General features: G+C 44.1%; 16 protein-coding genes. 10 read left to right on the top strand and 6 right to left on the bottom strand.

Annotated features, from left to right (window positions below):
• The 3 genes from B4J23_RS06875 to B4J23_RS06865 all read right to left on the bottom strand — a co-directional run.
• Nucleotides 1-216, bottom strand: a 216-nt coding sequence (locus tag B4J23_RS06875) for a LysE family transporter (RefSeq protein ID WP_291359537.1), incomplete at its 3' end; no start/stop codon positions are given.
• A gap of 83 nt (nt 217-299) precedes the next feature.
• A complete protein-coding gene (gene tal, locus B4J23_RS06870) occupies nt 300-1271 on the bottom strand; it encodes a transaldolase (RefSeq protein ID WP_291359536.1) in 972 nt (323 codons plus the stop codon).
• Between the two features lie 89 nt (nt 1272-1360).
• A complete protein-coding gene (locus B4J23_RS06865; protein WP_291359534.1) occupies nt 1361-2251 on the bottom strand; it encodes a LysR family transcriptional regulator in 891 nt (296 codons plus the stop codon).
• A gap of 94 nt (nt 2252-2345) precedes the next feature.
• On the opposite strand from B4J23_RS06865, the gene aceI reads away from it, so the two are divergent.
• On the top strand, nt 2346-2777 hold the full coding sequence (aceI, locus tag B4J23_RS06860) for a chlorhexidine efflux PACE transporter AceI (RefSeq protein ID WP_004783926.1): 432 nt from the start codon (nt 2346-2348) through the stop codon (nt 2775-2777).
• Between the two features lie 95 nt (nt 2778-2872).
• On the opposite strand, the gene B4J23_RS06855 is transcribed toward aceI, so the two are convergent.
• Nucleotides 2873-4390, bottom strand: a complete 1518-nt coding sequence (locus B4J23_RS06855; protein ID WP_166135004.1) for an acetyl-CoA C-acetyltransferase — start codon at nt 4388-4390, stop codon at nt 2873-2875.
• A gap of 240 nt (nt 4391-4630) precedes the next feature.
• Between B4J23_RS06855 and B4J23_RS06850 the strand changes: the two genes are divergently transcribed.
• The 5 genes from B4J23_RS06850 to dnaX all read left to right on the top strand — a co-directional run bounded on the left by B4J23_RS06850 (nt 4631) and on the right by dnaX (nt 11281).
• Nucleotides 4631-6022, top strand: coding sequence for a 3-oxoacyl-ACP reductase (locus B4J23_RS06850; protein ID WP_004783922.1), 1392 nt, complete (start codon nt 4631-4633; stop codon nt 6020-6022).
• Nucleotides 6023-6211: 189 nt separating this feature from the next.
• A complete protein-coding gene (locus tag B4J23_RS06845) occupies nt 6212-7066 on the top strand; it encodes a MaoC family dehydratase (RefSeq protein WP_291359530.1) in 855 nt (284 codons plus the stop codon).
• Between the two features lie 59 nt (nt 7067-7125).
• Nucleotides 7126-8388, top strand: coding sequence for a serine hydrolase domain-containing protein (locus B4J23_RS06840; protein WP_291359529.1), 1263 nt, complete (start codon nt 7126-7128; stop codon nt 8386-8388).
• 83 nt (nt 8389-8471) lie between these two features.
• On the top strand, nt 8472-8915 hold the full coding sequence (locus B4J23_RS06835; protein ID WP_004783916.1) for a copper resistance protein NlpE N-terminal domain-containing protein: 444 nt from the start codon (nt 8472-8474) through the stop codon (nt 8913-8915).
• Nucleotides 8916-9190: 275 nt separating this feature from the next.
• Nucleotides 9191-11281, top strand: coding sequence for a DNA polymerase III subunit gamma/tau (gene dnaX / locus B4J23_RS06830; RefSeq protein ID WP_291359526.1), 2091 nt, complete (start codon nt 9191-9193; stop codon nt 11279-11281).
• Between the two features lie 7 nt (nt 11282-11288).
• Here the strand turns inward: dnaX and B4J23_RS06825 are convergent, their stop codons facing one another.
• Together B4J23_RS06825 and B4J23_RS06820 are read right to left on the bottom strand one after the other, a co-directional pair.
• Complete coding sequence (locus tag B4J23_RS06825) at nt 11289-11723, bottom strand: acyl-CoA thioesterase (protein ID WP_104425981.1); 435 nt, start codon at nt 11721-11723, stop codon at nt 11289-11291.
• A gap of 54 nt (nt 11724-11777) precedes the next feature.
• Nucleotides 11778-12935, bottom strand: coding sequence for an iron-containing alcohol dehydrogenase (locus tag B4J23_RS06820; protein WP_291359524.1), 1158 nt, complete (start codon nt 12933-12935; stop codon nt 11778-11780).
• A 118-nt stretch (nt 12936-13053) separates the two neighbouring features.
• Here B4J23_RS06820 and B4J23_RS06815 point away from each other — a divergent pair, with 118 nt between their 5' ends.
• The 4 genes from B4J23_RS06815 to B4J23_RS06800 are packed head-to-tail and all read left to right on the top strand — an operon-like array spanning nt 13054 to nt 16792.
• On the top strand, nt 13054-13563 hold the full coding sequence (locus B4J23_RS06815; RefSeq protein ID WP_004783908.1) for a low molecular weight protein-tyrosine-phosphatase: 510 nt from the start codon (nt 13054-13056) through the stop codon (nt 13561-13563).
• A 3-nt stretch (nt 13564-13566) separates the two neighbouring features.
• Complete coding sequence (gene murB, locus B4J23_RS06810) at nt 13567-14604, top strand: UDP-N-acetylmuramate dehydrogenase (RefSeq protein ID WP_291359520.1); 1038 nt, start codon at nt 13567-13569, stop codon at nt 14602-14604.
• Between the two features lie 5 nt (nt 14605-14609).
• Nucleotides 14610-15749: a YdcF family protein gene (locus B4J23_RS06805; RefSeq protein WP_291359518.1), complete on the top strand. Its 1140-nt coding sequence runs from the start codon at nt 14610-14612 to the stop codon at nt 15747-15749.
• The gene (locus B4J23_RS06800; protein WP_005236036.1) at nt 15749-16792 is read left to right on the top strand and encodes an alpha/beta hydrolase; all 1044 of its coding nucleotides are present in this window, start codon (nt 15749-15751) and stop codon (nt 16790-16792) included. The genes B4J23_RS06805 and B4J23_RS06800 overlap by 1 nt, the downstream gene beginning before the upstream one ends.
• Nucleotides 16793-16872 lie beyond the last annotated feature (80 nt).

Below are 16872 nucleotides of genomic sequence, written 5' to 3'. Positions count from 1 at the left end.
CAGCACGGGAAACGTATGGAGTAGAGAGGCTGCGCCTAACGCCGTACACAGGATCAGAATCAGGTCACCGGTATAAACCCCTAAGGCACCCATATAGCCGGTCTTGATGCCAAAACGGGAGGCAATCGACATGACATAGAGGGAATTCGGCCCCGGCAGTAACACAATTAACGTTGTCCCAATAATAAAGGTCGTTAGATCTGTGATACCAAACACCAAGAACTCGCAAAAATGAAAAAAGCCGATGCGGCATTATAGCAACATCGGCCTTGAGAAATTCTATAAATTCGCTGTGAATATTAGGTGGTGCTCAAAAAACTTTCCTTTAATAAAGCCGCCAATTGCTCACGTGCCTTGATAAAGCCATCGATACCACCTTGTAGTAATTCACTGGCCATTTGGTCCTGTTTCAGTTGCGCATCAAAATCGGCATGACTGATTGGACTCAGTTCACCTTGAGATTGAATATCTTTGGCTGAAAGTTGAGCCTGAACTTCACGCTGATCATTTTCCAGTTGTTCCAGCAAGTTTGGTGCAACAGTCAGTAGATCACAACCGCTGAGGCCCAAAACCTGCTCAATACTACGGAAACTTGCACCCATGATTTCAGTTTTAATCCCATGCGCTTTATAGAACTCGTAAATGCGCTTTACTGAGAGCACGCCCGGATCTTTTTCGATTGGATACAACTCAACACCTTCCGCTTTCTTGTACCAGTCGAGAATTCGGCCAACAAAAGGTGAGATTAAAGTCACTTTGGCATCAGCGCAGGCATGGGCCTGATGCTGGCCAAACAATAAGGTCAGATTGGTATGGATACCTTCTTCTTCCAGTGCTTTCGCTGCCTGAATGCCTTCCCAAGTCGATGCGATCTTAATTAGAATACGGTCAGAATTAATCCCATATTGATCATACAGCGCGAGTAATTCTTTAGCCTTAGCGATGGTCGCTTCAGTATCAAAAGACAGGGAAGCATCCACCTCAGTCGAAACACGACCTTCAATCAGTTTTAAAATTTCAACACCGAATTTGACGGTCAAAATATCAATCGTGCGTTCAATCAGGGCATTATTCACATAGCCTTCTTGCTGGGCTTGTTGAAAAGCAGCTTCAATCAATGCCTGATTTTCAGGCTGTTTCGCTGCTGCAGTAATCAGAGATGGATTTGTGGTTGCATCCAGAGGGCGAAATTTCTCAATTGCGCTTAAATCACTGCTATCTGCCACAATGGTCGTCAAGTTTTTTAATTGGTTTAATGCAGTTAATGTCATTACGATCTAGTTCTATGGTTATTGCTTATGCATTCTTATATATCATAAATCATCCTCTTACCAAGTAGACTGTCGTTGAATTTCTGTGATTAATGGTCGGTTTTTCGCTGCTGACGCAAGTGATTAATCAAAAAATGAGCAGCTGTACCCAGTCGAGTTTCTCGACTCCAGACCAGATCGACAAAGTATTCAAATTTTGGAGTGAAATCGAGCAGCTGCAAGACCTGTAACTGCTCCTGTAAATGTGGCTGTTCATTGATCATTTCCAGAGGAAGTACACCCCAGCCCAAACCTTGCTGGATCATGTTGCAGGCTGAATGATGATTGTCAGTGCGCCAGTAATTCCGGGAAAAGAGCAGTTCCGGCTTAATGCTACGATCACGACTAGCAACAACAATCTGTCGGTTTTGTAAAATCTGTTCATAGCTAACCTGGTGAAATTGACTTAATGGATGCTGTTTGGCTGCTACAGCCACAAGCACCTCACGCTTTAATTCTATAAACTGTTCACGGGTTTCTAATTGTTCCCGTTCAAACATCAGCGCTAACTGCGCTGAACCTTCAAACAGCATGCAATGAGCATCCTCCTGAGGTGCGCTAAAGACATTAACTTGCAGGGCTGGAAATTCCCGTTCCAGCAAAACGATATAATCGGTCCAGCGGGTATGGAGTAATTCAGACACCACCACAATATTTAATTCAGATTCAAGACCTGAACTGAGCGCAAGCGCATGTTGCTTCCATTGGTTAATTTCAACCAAAAGCTGTTCAGTTTTTTCATATAGCACTTGCGCCTGTGCGGTGGGTTTCGGTTCACGGCCAATGCGTTCAAATAGCACCAGATTAAGATCAATTTCCAGATTGGCAATGGACATGCTCACTGCAGAAGGAACCTTACCAAGTTTACGTGCAGCAGCAGAGAAGGAGCCAGTTTCCATGACCAGTTTAAACATCAGCAGCTGTTCTTGATTAATATTCATGCATTCCATCTTTCATTTTTATTGATAGATTCTAACTCGAATAATCAAATTAAAAGAAATAAAATTCCCTTATCTCCTGACTTGATGAACTGAAATGTTAATTTCAAAAAGAAGACTGATTCATGCCACCTTATATGAAGGCATTTTATTGGTGGTGATTGCCATATTACTGAGTACGCTCATGCATATGCCGCTTGAGGTCACAGGCGCTCTCGGAATTGCGATGGCTGTGACTTCAATGTTCTGGAATATGCTGTTTAATCATTATTTTGAAAAGTTTGAGGCCAAACATTGTCTTAAAAGAACAATCAAAGTGCGGATTGCTCATGCGATTGGATTTGAGGGTGGTTTGATGCTGGCCACGATTCCGATGGTAGCTTATGCATTACAGATCAGTCTGGCGCAGGCTTTTCTTCTGGATTTGGCGATGACATTATGTATTCTGGTGTATACCTTTATTTTCCAGTGGTGCTATGACCACCTTGAGGCCAAAATGGGGCTGGAACCAGACTACCGAAAAGCTTAACTTAAGTCTTTACTAGAGTAATCTCAAATGCTTCGCTAATAATATTGCAATAAAAAACCGCTCATAGAGAGCGGTTTTTTTATATGAGGCTTGGATTATTTTTCAATAATTGCTGTTACGCCTTGACCACCAGCTGCACAGATCGAAACCAGTACACGACCTGAACCTTTCTGGTTAATCAGTTTTGCTGCAGTTGCGATAATACGACCGCCAGTTGCTGCAAACGGGTGACCTGCAGCAAGAGAAGAACCTTTTACGTTCAGCTTGGCACGATCAATTGAACCTAGAGGAGCATCCAGACCTAAACGTTCTTTACAGAATTTTGGATCTTCCCAAGCTTTCAGCGTTGAAAGTACTTGCGATGCAAATGCTTCGTGAATTTCATAGTAGTCAAAATCTTGAAGTTTTAGACCAGCACGTTCCAGCATACGAGGAACTGCATAAGCAGGTGCCATCAACAAGCCTTCTTTCTTCTCTACGAAATCAACGGCAGCAGTTTCCTGGAAAGTCAGGTAAGCCAGTACTTCATGGCCATTTGCTTTAGCCCATTCTTCAGAAGCCAATAGCACACAAGACGCACCATCAGTCAGTGGAGTAGAGTTACCCGCCGTCATGGTACGTGCATCGCCTTTACCGAATGCAGGTTTTAGTTTCGCCAGTTTTTCAACTGAAGAATCTGGACGCAAGTTGTTGTCGCGTTCAAGACCCAGGAATGGAGTTACCAGGTCATCAAAGAAACCTTCTTCATAAGCTGCTGCCATTTTTTGATGTGAAGAGGCTGCAAGCTCGTCTTGCGCTTCACGAGAAATACCCCATTCCAGTGTAGTAATCGCCTGATGGTCGCCCATAGACAGGCCAGTACGTGGCTCACCATTTTTTGGTGCATCCATCAGGTCTTTCACATTGATTTTAGTCAGCGCTTTTAAACGGTCTTTCGCTGTTTTCGCAATGTTCAGCTCAAGTAATGCTTTACGCAAGCCATCACCGAAAGCGATGGGTGCATCAGAAGTCGTATCTACACCGCCTGCGATTCCCACTTCGATTTGACCTAGAGCAATCTTGTTCGCGACCAGGAAGGCCGCTTGAAGGCCAGTACCACATGCTTGCTGGATGTCATAAGCAGGGGTTTCCGGTGCAAGAGCAGTATCCAGTACACATTCACGCGTCATATTGAAGTCGCGGCTGTGTTTCAGTACAGCACCTGCAACCACTTCACCTAAGCGTTGACCTTGAAGGTTAAAACGTTCAACCAGACCATTCAGGGCTGCTGTGAACATATCAGTATTGGATGCCGTAAAGTAAGCACCGTTAGAACGTGCAAATGGAATGCGGTTACCACCGATAATAGCAACGCGGCGAACTGTATTTTGGCTCATGTTTGGTTCCTGTTGAACAGAAGTCTGTGTTATAGATGCTGAATCTTGTTGGCTTGAAGTCGTTTTTTTGGTACGTGCAGATGTACTGCGTGTACGTGTGGTTTTAGCCGGACTTTTTTCTGCGGCATTGGCTGTATCAGGATTTTTAGTGCTACGCTTGCTACGCGTTGATGGTTTTGACACAGTTTCTGTCGCAGAGTTCTCGACTGCTGGATTATCTTGAGTTGTTTTGCTCATAAGGCTTTACCAGGCAAATAGATCGTCTTCTTGGCAGTTACATTAGCATAGAAGAAGATAGGCTGTATTGACTACAATGACATTACAGACTGCGCTTAGGTCAAGTCATCTGCCTGTTATCTCAAGTATGATTGGGCGGAAACTGGTAGATCTATTGAAATATAAGTGTCTGGCATCATACTGAAGTTTAAGGATAACTTTAGATCAACCAAAAATTAATTTGTATGAGAGATAATAAACATGACTGATCAGTACCAAACTTTTGCAAAATCTCCTATTGGTAAATTTGTCATTAAAAATTTGGGTCTGCCATCCCCAACTTCTTTAGACCGTTTTGAGTCTGCTACACCAGTTGTCAAAGGTGCGGTATTGTTTGGAGCAGCACCGGCAAGTACCTTGACTGGTGCTATTGCTCAGGTTCTGGCAAATATTCATGCCAATAGTTATGCAGGTAACAATGCTGAACTGCAACAGGCTGCTGCATCGGCTGGACTGAATCTGGGCGCGTTTAATCCGGGCGATAAAGAATCAAAATTCAAAGTTGTCATTTTTGATGCTTCAGGAATCGAAAATTCAGAACAGTTAAAATCACTTTATGATTTCTTTAACCCGATTGCGCGTCAAATTCAAAGTTCTGGCCGTGTGGTGATAGTGGGGACTACGCCTGAAACTGCTAAATCAGTCAGTCAGTCAATCGCTCAACGTGCACTGGAAGGTTTTGTAAAATCTGTTGGTAAAGAGTTTAAAAAGGGAATTGCAGCGAACCTGATCTATGTAGATGCCGGTGCTGAAGCAAACCTTGAGTCTGCTTTACGTTTTGCAGTTTCTCCACGTTCTGCCTATGTTTCTGGTCAGGTGATCCGTGTTTCACCTGCTGAAAAAGTGGATGTGGACTGGACTAAACCATTAGCGGGTAAAACTGCTGTAGTGACCGGTGCGAGCCGTGGTATTGGTGAAGCGATTGCTCATGTATTGGCACGTGATGGCGCACATGTTATCTGTCTGGATGTTCCGCAGCAGCAAGCGGACCTTGACCGTGTAGCCGGCGAAATTGGCGGTTCAACTTTAGCCATCGATATTACTGCTGCAGATGCAGGTGAGAAAATCAAAGCAGCAGCAGCTGAGCAAGGCGGTCTGGACATTATTGTGCACAATGCCGGTATTACCCGCGACAAGACTTTGGCCAATATGAAACCTGAGCTATGGGATCTGGTGATTAACATCAACCTGTCTGCCATTGAACGTGTAAATGACTATTTAATCTCCAACGATGGTCTAAATGCTAATGGTCGCATTATCTGTGTATCCTCAATTTCAGGTATTGCAGGTAACCTGGGTCAAACCAACTATGCAGCGTCTAAAGCGGGTGTGATTGGTGTGGTGAAATTTACAGCACCAACCTTAAAAAATGGTATAACCATTAATGCTGTTGCACCGGGCTTTATCGAAACACAAATGACGGCTGCGATTCCATTTGCAATCCGTGAAGCAGGCCGCCGTATGAACTCAATGAGCCAAGGTGGTCTACCTGTAGATGTTGCAGAAACAATTGCCATGTTTGCTTCTACGGCTTCAACAGGTTTAAATGGCAACGTGGTTCGTGTCTGTGGTCAAAGCCTATTAGGGGCTTAATGAAATCTCTCCCGACCTCTCTTAAAGAGAGGAGAAGCCCCCTTTTAAAGGGGAATTCAGGGAGATTAAAATTCTAAAGAGAAAATTCCAAGAATTCTCAAAACCTCTCCATTGCTTCACTTTCATACAATGATTGAAGTATGCTCAGGAGAGGTCACTTTATAAAGATAATATTTCCAAAGGTTCAGTATGAATACGCGCCATTTTAGTCAACTTCCAAAACCTTATTTAGCCTATCCAAAAGTGATTCAAGGCTTGATTTTTAAAAAGCCGAAAGCTGAAAAAGTTATGCCGCAAGTTGAATATGTGGTGGATTCATTCAAGGTCGATCAGAAACATTTAAAAGCCTATAATGAAGTATGTGGCTTTAAAAATAATGGTTATATTCCAGCTATTTATTTGACCGTGCTATCTCAAAGTCTGCAAATGCACATGATGACCTCGGAAGCATTTCCGTTCCCGATTTTAGGACTGGTACATATCCGTAATCAGGTGAAGCAATACCGTAAAGTCGGTGTAAATGAGACTTTAACCTTGTCATGCAAGTTTGGTGAATTACAGCCACATGACAAAGGCGTTCAGTTTGATTTTATTACTACAGTCAAAGTGGGTGATGAAGTCGTCGTTGAGGCATTAACGACTTATCTTTCACGTCAAAAGACTGATGCTAAAGCTGCTACAAAATCAGCAGAAAGTAAAGCGCCGGACTATAAGCTGAATACTGAATGGAAAATTTCAGAAAATACAGGCCGCCGTTATGCCATGACCTCAGGGGATTTTAACCTGATTCATATTCATGCCGTTACAGCGAAGGCTTTTGGTTTTAAACAGGCGATTGCACATGGTATGTGGAGCAAAGCTAAAGCGCTGGCTAATCTGTCATTGCCGGATGCGTATGAAGCCGATGTCTGGTTCAAGCTACCGATGTACTTGCCTTCTAAAGTTGAGTTTCTAACGGCTCAAGCAGCGAATGATACAGATTTCCTGATCCGGAATAGCAAAAACCAGAAGCCGCATGTGACCGGCCATGTAAAAGCGATTTAAATCTAAATCAAAAGCCTAAACTCGATTTAGGCTTTTTCATTTTAAGGGATCAAAATTCTATGGATAGAATGATGCAGCCAATCAAAGATTATCTGTTTGCGGATCAGCATAATTATCAGGGCAATGTAGATACGCGTTTTCGCGACCTTGCTCGTCAGTTTAGCCGCTTACAGGATGCACGTACTGATCAGGGTGGTGCGGCACTTGTTGTATATTTTCAGGGACAAAAAGTTGTCGATATCTATACCGGGAAGAAGTCTGTCACAGAAAACTGGCAGCCCGATACCATGTCACTATGCTATTCCACTGGTAAAGGTGTACTAGCGACTCTAGCGCATATTCTGGTCAGTAAAGGTTATCTGGAATATGACAGATCAGTTGCAGAATACTGGCCTGAATTTGCCCAGAAAGGTAAACGGTCGATTACTTTGGCTCATATGCTAAGCCATCAAAGTGGTTTGTTTGATATCCGTAATATCATTGATGATGCCACTGAAATGGCTGACTGGTCACACATGCTGGAGCGGATCGCGGCAGCTGAACCACGTTTTCAGACCACGACTGATGCCGCTTATCAACCTTTGACTTTTGGCTGGCAGGTGGGGGGAGTACTGGAAAAGGCAACCGGTAAATCATTAGGCCAATTAATGCAGGAATATTTAGTTCAGCCTCTGCAATTAAATGGTGCCTATTTTAGTGTGCCGCTGGATGAACTGCCTCGAGTTGCGCGACCGATCTTTAAAGCAAAATCTGCATCTCAATCTTCTAAAGGCAAAAGAGTAGTTACACGCAAACCCGGTTTAATGGAGCGTGCTCTGGTCTGGAGTGGTCAGAGTCCACAAGATTTTCAGGATGGCATGATTCCTAAAGGCATGAAGAATTTTAGCTTCTTTAGTGATGAGGGATTACAGGCGGTTATTCCTTCAGCTAATGGCGTCTTTACTGCAGACAGTCTGGCAAAAATCTATGCGATGTTGGCCAATCACGGTGCTTGGCAAGGCCAGCAGTTGATTTCACCTCCAGTATTCCAGCGACTAAGCCAGGTGCAATATACCCGTCGTGATCGGGTGATGCCTGTGCCAATGCACTGGCGTCTGGGTTATCACCGTATTTTGACATTGGGTAAAGCCTCTACAGGTTTTGGTCATATGGGCTTTAACGGTTCTGGTGCCTGGTGTGATCCGGAACGCGGTTTAAGTTTTGCCTATACCCATAACTTCCCAACAGGTTCATTAACTGGAGATTACCGTCTTTGGGGGCTGACGCAGGAAACTTTGCGCTGTGCTGATGCGGTATTGACGGGAAGAAAAGGCTGGCGCTAACTGAATATCCTTGATTTGGGAGTTTAGTCAGTCATTTAAAATATGCTATTTTGTGGCAAATTCCAGTGCCGCGAAATGAAACCATGAAAAAAGTAATACTGATTCCCTTAGTGGCAACCGGTGCTTTATTCGGTTGTCAGGATCAAACCCAATCAGCTAAAAATACTATTGTTGAAGCCAAGGCACAGATTCCAGCATGGGCGGGAGAGTATCAGGGTACAACTCCTTGCATGGGCTGCTTGTCCCGTTGTGATGATTGTCCGGGCATGGCTGTCATGCTAACTCTGCACGAAGATCAAACTTATACTTTAGAACGTGAAAGCCTGAGTGGTCATAATGAGGTGGAAACCTTTAGTGGCCCGATTCGTTTCCAAGATGATTCTCATCAGAAAATTGAGCTGGTGAATGTAGCGACTCGTAATTTACTGTATGTTGATCTGGAAGAGCATGTGCTGGAAATCCGTGAAGACAAAAGCGGTAAACGCTACCAGATGCAGAGTGATTTTATTTTAGGGCGATTCGCTTAAACAGATTCAACCCAATCCTTTATCTTTGATCAGAAATTTTTATTTTTAAGATTGTATTAATCTGCTCAAATAGATGGTAGATCAATAGATATTTTATTTTCCAAATATACAAAAACTATCCTGATATTCCTGTCAGGCATAAAAATGGAGCAAACAGCTTCGAGATAGTTGATTTAAATCAGATTGATAGGTCTATCTCTCCAGATCATAACTGATTAATTCATTCACTATTTTATAAAAAAACAGTATGCTTAGACCTGTAAAAAGGAGCATACATGTATCAAGTACTTGCGCGAAAATACCGTCCCCGCAATTTCAACGAATTGGTCGGTCAAAACCATGTTTCACGTGCCTTAACCAGCGCACTGGAGCGTGGCCGTTTGCACCATGCCTATTTGTTTACGGGAACGCGTGGTGTTGGTAAAACCACGATTGCACGTATTTTGGCGAAGTGCTTGAACTGTGAAACCGGTATTACTTCGACTCCTTGTGAGGTATGTCCGACCTGTACCGCCGTCAATGAAGGCCGTTTTATTGACCTGATTGAGATCGATGCGGCATCACGTACCAAAGTCGAAGATACCCGTGAGCTGCTGGACAATGTCCCTTATGCGCCAACTCAGGGTCGTTTCAAGGTTTATCTGATCGATGAAGTACATATGCTGTCCACGCATTCCTTCAATGCTCTATTAAAGACACTGGAAGAACCACCGGAGCATGTCAAATTCCTGTTCGCAACCACAGATCCACAAAAGTTGCCGATTACAGTTATTTCTCGCTGTCTGCAATTCACTTTGCGTCCATTGGCTGTCGATGAAATTACCGAACATCTGGGCAATATCCTGACGAAAGAAAGCATTCAGGCTGATCAGGATGCGATCTGGCAGATTGCAGAATCAGCACAGGGCTCGCTTCGTGATGCCTTATCCTTAACAGATCAGGCGATTGCCTATGGTCAGGGGGCTATCCAGCATCAGGATGTCAAAGACATGCTGGGCTTGATCGACCGAACCATCATCTATGATCTGATTCTGGCTATTCATCAGAACCAGAAAGCACGTGTTAGCGAATTATTATTGCAATTCCGTCAGCAGGCGCTGGATGTATCACTGGTATTAGATCAGTTGATTTCTACCTTGCATGAACTGGCTTTATTACAATACCTGCCAGATTTAAGCCTGAAATACAGTGCCGAGATCAATCAAAAGATCATGCAGTTATCGGCTTTGATTTCAGCACAAGATTTGCAACTGTATTATCAGATTGCCTGTAAAGGCCGGGCTGACCTACAGCTTGCGGTTACGCAGGAGCAAGGCTTTGAGATGACGGTGCTGCGTTTGCTAGCCTTCCGTCCGCTACAGCCCAATGAAATTCCAGCCAATACAGCTCAGATACCACAAGCTGTACCTGCTGCATCAGTTCCACAGCAACATCAGATAACGCAGCAGGAAAGTGCTCCGGTTGCTCAAGCTGCTGTAGAAGATTTTTCATTAGATGCTGGCTATGAAGACGATCAGGATAATCATCCAGTCACTGCACAGTCTGAACCATCTTCGAATGATTTTCTGGATGAAGACGAGCCAGAAACCAATTCTGAGCCTCAAGTCATACAAGCTGAATCAACTAGAGTAGAACAATCTGAGTCTGATCAGATTGTATTTGATCCAAACCTGGAAGATAGCCTGTTTGGTTTTGACGATGTTCCTGCAGAACCTGTTCCATCCAGCCCTGAAGCCAGCAGTGATGATTTTCTCTTAGAAGAATTCATTCCTGAAAATGATACTGCTGCACCAGTAGAACAAGAATCCGAGTTTAGTCTGGATGCTTTAGCTCCTGAATCAGAACAAGTGATTCATAAAGCAGATGAAAGCCAGCCAGAAATTTCTACTCAGACTGAGGTTGCATCTACTCAGATCGAAAATACAAATATTTCTACAGACCGTAATCTGATGCCTCAGGATATTCTGCAAATTCCGGTACAGGATATGCAGGGTGAATGGACGGTAGAAAAATGGGAATTCTGGTTCCGTAACAGCCAGTTATCTCCGGCAGTTCAGGAATTGGCTCAGTATGGCATCATGACTGGCCAGATTAATGCAGCATCGGTCTTTCATATTCCAGAGCGTTATCAGCCGCTTTTGTCGCAGCTACAACATCATCTGGAAGCAGCTTTGCAGGAACAATGGCCACAGACCATTTTCCAGGTGAAGTTTGAAGATGTAGAGCAGTTAACGCCATATACCATGCAGCAAGAACGTAAAGTACGCGCTTTTAAACGCGCAGAAGAGCTGCTGCATGCTGAACCGGCTGTACGTGACTTGCTGGAACAGTTTGATGGTGAATTGCACAATATTCAGCTGAAATAAAATAATTTTAGGCTGAGACAAAACGCGCTAAAGCATCCCGCATTTCAGCTGGAATCGGGGTGCTTTTTCGTGTGTAGCGATCGACAAACACATGCACAAAACTGCCTTGAGCGGCTGCCGTATCAGAGTTCATTTTGAAGATTGCCAGATCATAGCTGAGAGAACTATTCCCCATTTTTTCTATGGCGACACCTACCTCTATAATTTCCGGATAAGACAGCTCCTGATTGAACTGGCATTGCGAGCTGACCACCAGTCCAATCATTGGAGAATATTTGGGATCAAATGCGGCTTCCTGAATCAAAAGGGCATTCGCGGCCGTATCAAAATAGCTGTAATAAGTGACATTATTGACATGGCCATACAGGTCATTGTCCGCCCAACGAGTCTGTATCGGCAGAAAAAATGAATAATGTTCGCGTTGTTTAAGAGCTGCTTTCATATTTTTAAATAACTTGTAGTGGCTAGATCTGCTGAGTCGAAAATAATCCTAAATCTAATAGATCGCCTGATAAATGTTGTAAGCATCTTCCAGAGTAAGTTCACGTGGATTGTTCTGTAACAGGCGGCTCTGTTTCATGGCATCTTCGGCCATGATCATTAGCATATGTTCAGGAATTCCTAACTGTTTAAGTTTCAGGGTTAAGCCACTTTTCACCAGATGATTATTAAAATGATCGATAAACAGGTCAGTCAGGCCATCATAGCAGCCTTTGCTTTGTGGATCTAACCAGCACATCAGTTCGGCATAGAGGGCTTTGGCATCCGGCGTATTAAATTTCATCACCTCAGTTAATACCAGTGCATTACTATGTCCATGTGAAATATGGAAATGCCCACCTAATGGATAAGCCAGTGCATGCACAGCCCCAACCGGTGCATTGGCAAAGGCCTGACCTGCCAGCATAGAACCAACCAGCATGTTTTGACGTGCGTCCAGATCCTGCCCATCGTCCAGCACACGTTGAAGATTGGCATTTAACAGTTTCAAAGCATGCTTGGCCAGCATATCGGAATAAGGATTTTTTTTGATTTTAGAGGTATAAGCCTCAATAGCATGAACCATGGCATCAATGCCAGTCGCAGCAGTAATTAAGGGCGGCAGATTCTGGGTAAAGGTTGCATCCAGAATAGCAGTATCTGCAAACAGGATCGGTGCCACAATTCCGGTTTTGGTAGTTTCACCTGTAGTGACAATTGAAATCGGAGTAACTTCAGATCCCGTACCTGCAGTGGTAGGAACCAAAATCAAGGGCAAACGGGGGCCAGTAGCCTGATTTACGCCATACAGATCAGACAAAGATTGGTGCTGTGACGGATGACTCAAGATTGCAATCAGCTTGGCGACATCCATAGAGCTGCCACCACCAAAGCCAATCACGATATCGACATTTTCCTGTTTGGCAAAATCTGCTGCTTCAAGCACTACATGCTCAGGTGGATCGGCCTGTACATCGGAATAAATTGCATAATCCAGTCCCGCATCTTCAATAATTTCCAGAATAGGCAGGTGTAATTGATGCTGTAACATACCTGGATCAGTGACCAGTAAAACACGCTGATGACGGCCCTGTTTGAGAATAGAGGATAATTCCTGAATCGTGCCGAGGCCGGCGATGATGTTGGGAACGGTTTGAAACTGAAATCGATTCATGTCTTTATCCTTTAATTTTTATCGCAAATACAAAATTATTATGGGGCGGTGATATAGGATTCATCAGGTAAATACCTTAACATAAGTATCTTGAAAATGATTAACTCTGAGGTTGTTTATGTCATCCAGAACGCCATATAAGGTGTTATGTGTTTGTTTGGGAAATATTTGTCGTTCTCCCACGGCAGAAGTGGTACTCAGACATTATTGTGATGAACAGAAACTCGATATTGTGGTCGACTCAGCAGGAACCAGTAATTACCATCCGGGGAAAGCACCTGATTTGCGTAGCCAGCAACATGCCTTAAAACGGGGTTATGATCTTTCTGGCCTGCGTGCGCGTCAACTCAAAACCCATGATTTTATTGATTATGATCTGATTCTAGCGATGGATCTGGAAAATCTGGCAGATATTCAGGCGCTCCAGCATCAGGCAGAGGCAGAATTCGGACGCCTGCGTGCCCAGGTTGCTTTAATGAGTGAACATGATCAGCACTATCCAAAACAGGCTTTGCCAGATCCATATTATGGCGGGGCAGATGGTTTTGAGCGTGTCCTGAACCAATGTGAGTCCAGCAGTCGGGCCTGGGTAGAAATTTTTAAACAACATCAAACAGAAAAGGTTTAAGTCATGCAGATTCAGACTCAGGTTCAACTTAAACCTTTTAATACGCTAAATCTCGAAGCGATTGCCGCTTACTACAGCCGGATCCAATCAACTGATGATCTGATTGCTGCAGTGGAGTTTGCTGAGCAGCAACAACTGAATGTGCTGATTCTTTCTGGCGGTAGCAATATGTTATTGCCGGAACAGATTGATGCACTCGTCCTGCATATGGATATCCAGGGCATTGAAATGCTGGAAGGAAATGAGCAGCATCAATTTCTGCGGGTAGGTGGGGGCCAAGTTTGGCATGACTTCGTACTCTGGACGACAGAACAGAAACTCTATGGTCTACAGAATCTGGCCCTGATTCCCGGACTGGTCGGCGCATCTCCAGTGCAGAATATTGGGGCATATGGTGTCGAAGTCGGCGAATTTATTCATGCGGTAGAGGTCTATGACCGTAAGCTGAAAAAATTTGATTCCATTCCTGCTTCAGACTGTCATTTTTCCTATCGTCATAGTATTTTTAAAGATGATCCAACACGTTATGTGATTACACACGTTACTTTTAAATTACTAAAACAGGCAAATCTGAAACTGAATTATGGTGATCTTAAAGCAGCGGTGGGTGATAATCTCACAGCAGAAAACTTGCAGCAGCAGGTGATCCGGATTCGTCAGAGCAAACTTCCTGATCCTAAAGAATTTCCAAACGTGGGAAGTTTCTTTAAAAATCCTATCGTAAATCAACAGGTTTTTGACCGAATTGCTGTGCATTTTTCTAATTTGCCCCATTATCCGCAGGCCAATGATCAGGTTAAAATGGCGGCAGGCTGGCTGATTGATCAGGCAGGCTGGAAGGGGAAACAGCTTGGGCCAGTAGGCATGTTCCATAAACAGGCACTGGTTCTGGTGAACTATGGTCATGCTTCTCTGACGGATGTCCGTCAAACCTATGGCGCAGTACAGCAGGCAGTCTGGGATAAATTCAAGATTATGCTCGAACCTGAACCGGTATTATTTGATTGTAAAGGCTTAATTCGATCTCATCAGGATAAATAACGTATATGAAAAACACCCATTGGATGGTCCGTTTAGTACAAATCGTCGCAGGACTGTTTGTATTTTTCGGCTGTCTGGTGATGTTGATCTATTCGCCATTTTATTCTCAGCTCGTGGTTAAGGGACTCAACAGATTTGTGTCCTTTGAAATTAACGAAGTCGCAGCACAAAGCCAGAAAATGGCTTCCTTGAGTGAAGATGATACGCTTGAACCGGGTTCTGATCAGTGGATTGCCCGTCAGGCTTATTTGCGTGTGATGGAGCAGGATATCCAGCACAATCATTCTGCCAATCTGATGCTGATTCAGGCACGCTACAAGGTACTGCAACAGATGATTGAAGAACATCAGCGTGAACAGCAGGAAGAAAAAGCAGAACAGAACCAGCCTGCACAAGTGCCTTTATTGTCCCAGCAAGAACCTGTGGAAGCCGTTGACCCGACTCAGAAGGTCCGCGAACTGCTGGAATGGGACAGTAATGAAAACAAGGAACGCATTGAGCAATATGTTGAATTCTTAACGACTCATCCTCTGGAAGATGAAGAAGCGAGTGCCGTTCAGGTCACAGCGAAAGAAGAAATCAAGGAAGATCTGGCTTTACTGCAAGAACAGCAGCAACAGAAACCGGTAAATCAGTCTAAACCTTATGCCATTGTGGTCTTAGGTGGTGGTTTAACTTTACATGAAAATGGTAAGGACATTGTGGTCAATGACTATACCCGTTTGCGTCTGGAAACTACACTCGCAGTTGAAAAACAGTATCAGTTACCGATCGTATTGAGTGGTGTGGAAGCGCCGTATATGCAGCGCTGGTTACAAAATTACAATGTCGATGCCAAATTGCTTGAAGACCGCAGCATGAATACCTGTGAAAATACCCGTTTCAGCTCGTTATTATTGCAAAAAAAAGGTGGGGCCCCGACTGTGATTCTGATTACCGACCGTTATCATATGCCGCGTACCCGTCGTCTGTTTGCACTGAATGGTATTCAAACGATTCCAGTGGAAGCACCGATGCCGAAGTCCTTGACCCGTTGGCGTCCAAGTCGACAAAATTATGATCATAGTCGCCGTGCCAATTATGAAATGCTGGCCACTATCCGCGATATGTGGTTTGGCTCCAGTGACTGTCGGGAGGTGCCTTAATGTCTGATATTCCGTTTTTAAACCCGACCATCCTGAAACAGCTGGATTTACCTGTGCCAAGCAGGGAAACAACGCCACAGCTTTTACAGCCCTTAAACCTGAATAGGGATGACCAGCCCACTATTGATCTGTTGTCTTATCGCAGACTGTATGGTTTTGATTTACTGGATTGCAAGCATTGGCAGGGCTATGTACAGATGCCGCTGTTTAAACTGCATGTGCAAGTATTTACACCTAATCTAGAAAATACCCGTTTTGACAAAATTCAGGGAACGGCGTTTCTATTACATGGATATCTGGAACATAGCGGAATTTATCAGCCGATCGTACGTGAGTTGCTGGAACAGGGTTTTAGCGTTCTAACCTATGATCTGCCGGGGCATGGTCTGAGTGATGGTTCATCTGCCAGTATCCAGAATTTTGACCATTATCAGCAGGTTTTGCATGCGGTATATCGCTATGTCAAACATGCCGAGCAGTTACCTAAACCATGGGTCGGTATTGGACAGAGTACCGGTGGTGCGATCTGGATGCATCATTTGCTCGAATTTGCAGAACGACGTGAAAATCCGTTTGTAGATCGCGTGCTGTTATTGTCACCGTTGATTCGTCCGGCTAAAACTGCCTGGTGGCATAATCCGCTCGGACTCGGCATTATCAGCCGGATCAAGCGTGAAGTACCACGTCATTTCCGTCGTAATAACCATAATCCTGAATTTCTGCGTTTTATCCGCCTCAAAGATCCTTTGCAACCCCGCATGATGGGCATGGACTGGATTCTGGCGATGTCACGCTGGATGCTGGAAATGGAAGCACGTCCAGCCTGTCGTATCCCTGTCTGGTTAGCTCAAGGTGCTCAGGATCAGACAGTGGACTGGCGTTATAATATTGAATTTATCCGTCGCAAGTTCCGCCTGCAAACTTTGTTAATGCTGGAAGAAGGTTCACATCAATTGATTAATGAGCGTGCGGATATCCGTGCAGCGCTCACAGGCTTAATTCCAGCCTTTTTACATGCGCATGGCAGTAAGACCTATTATTAAATTATCTTACTCTCAATTAAAAAAAGGCGTTTCAGTAAACGCCTTTTTATTGTCTGTCTCTGTCCCGTCCTGAAATAAGT

Origin of the sequence: Acinetobacter sp. UBA3025 (assembly GCF_002367915.1) — a bacterium.
Classification (GTDB): Bacteria; Pseudomonadota; Gammaproteobacteria; order Pseudomonadales; family Moraxellaceae; genus Acinetobacter.
This window is presented reverse-complemented; position numbering and strand designations above follow the sequence as displayed.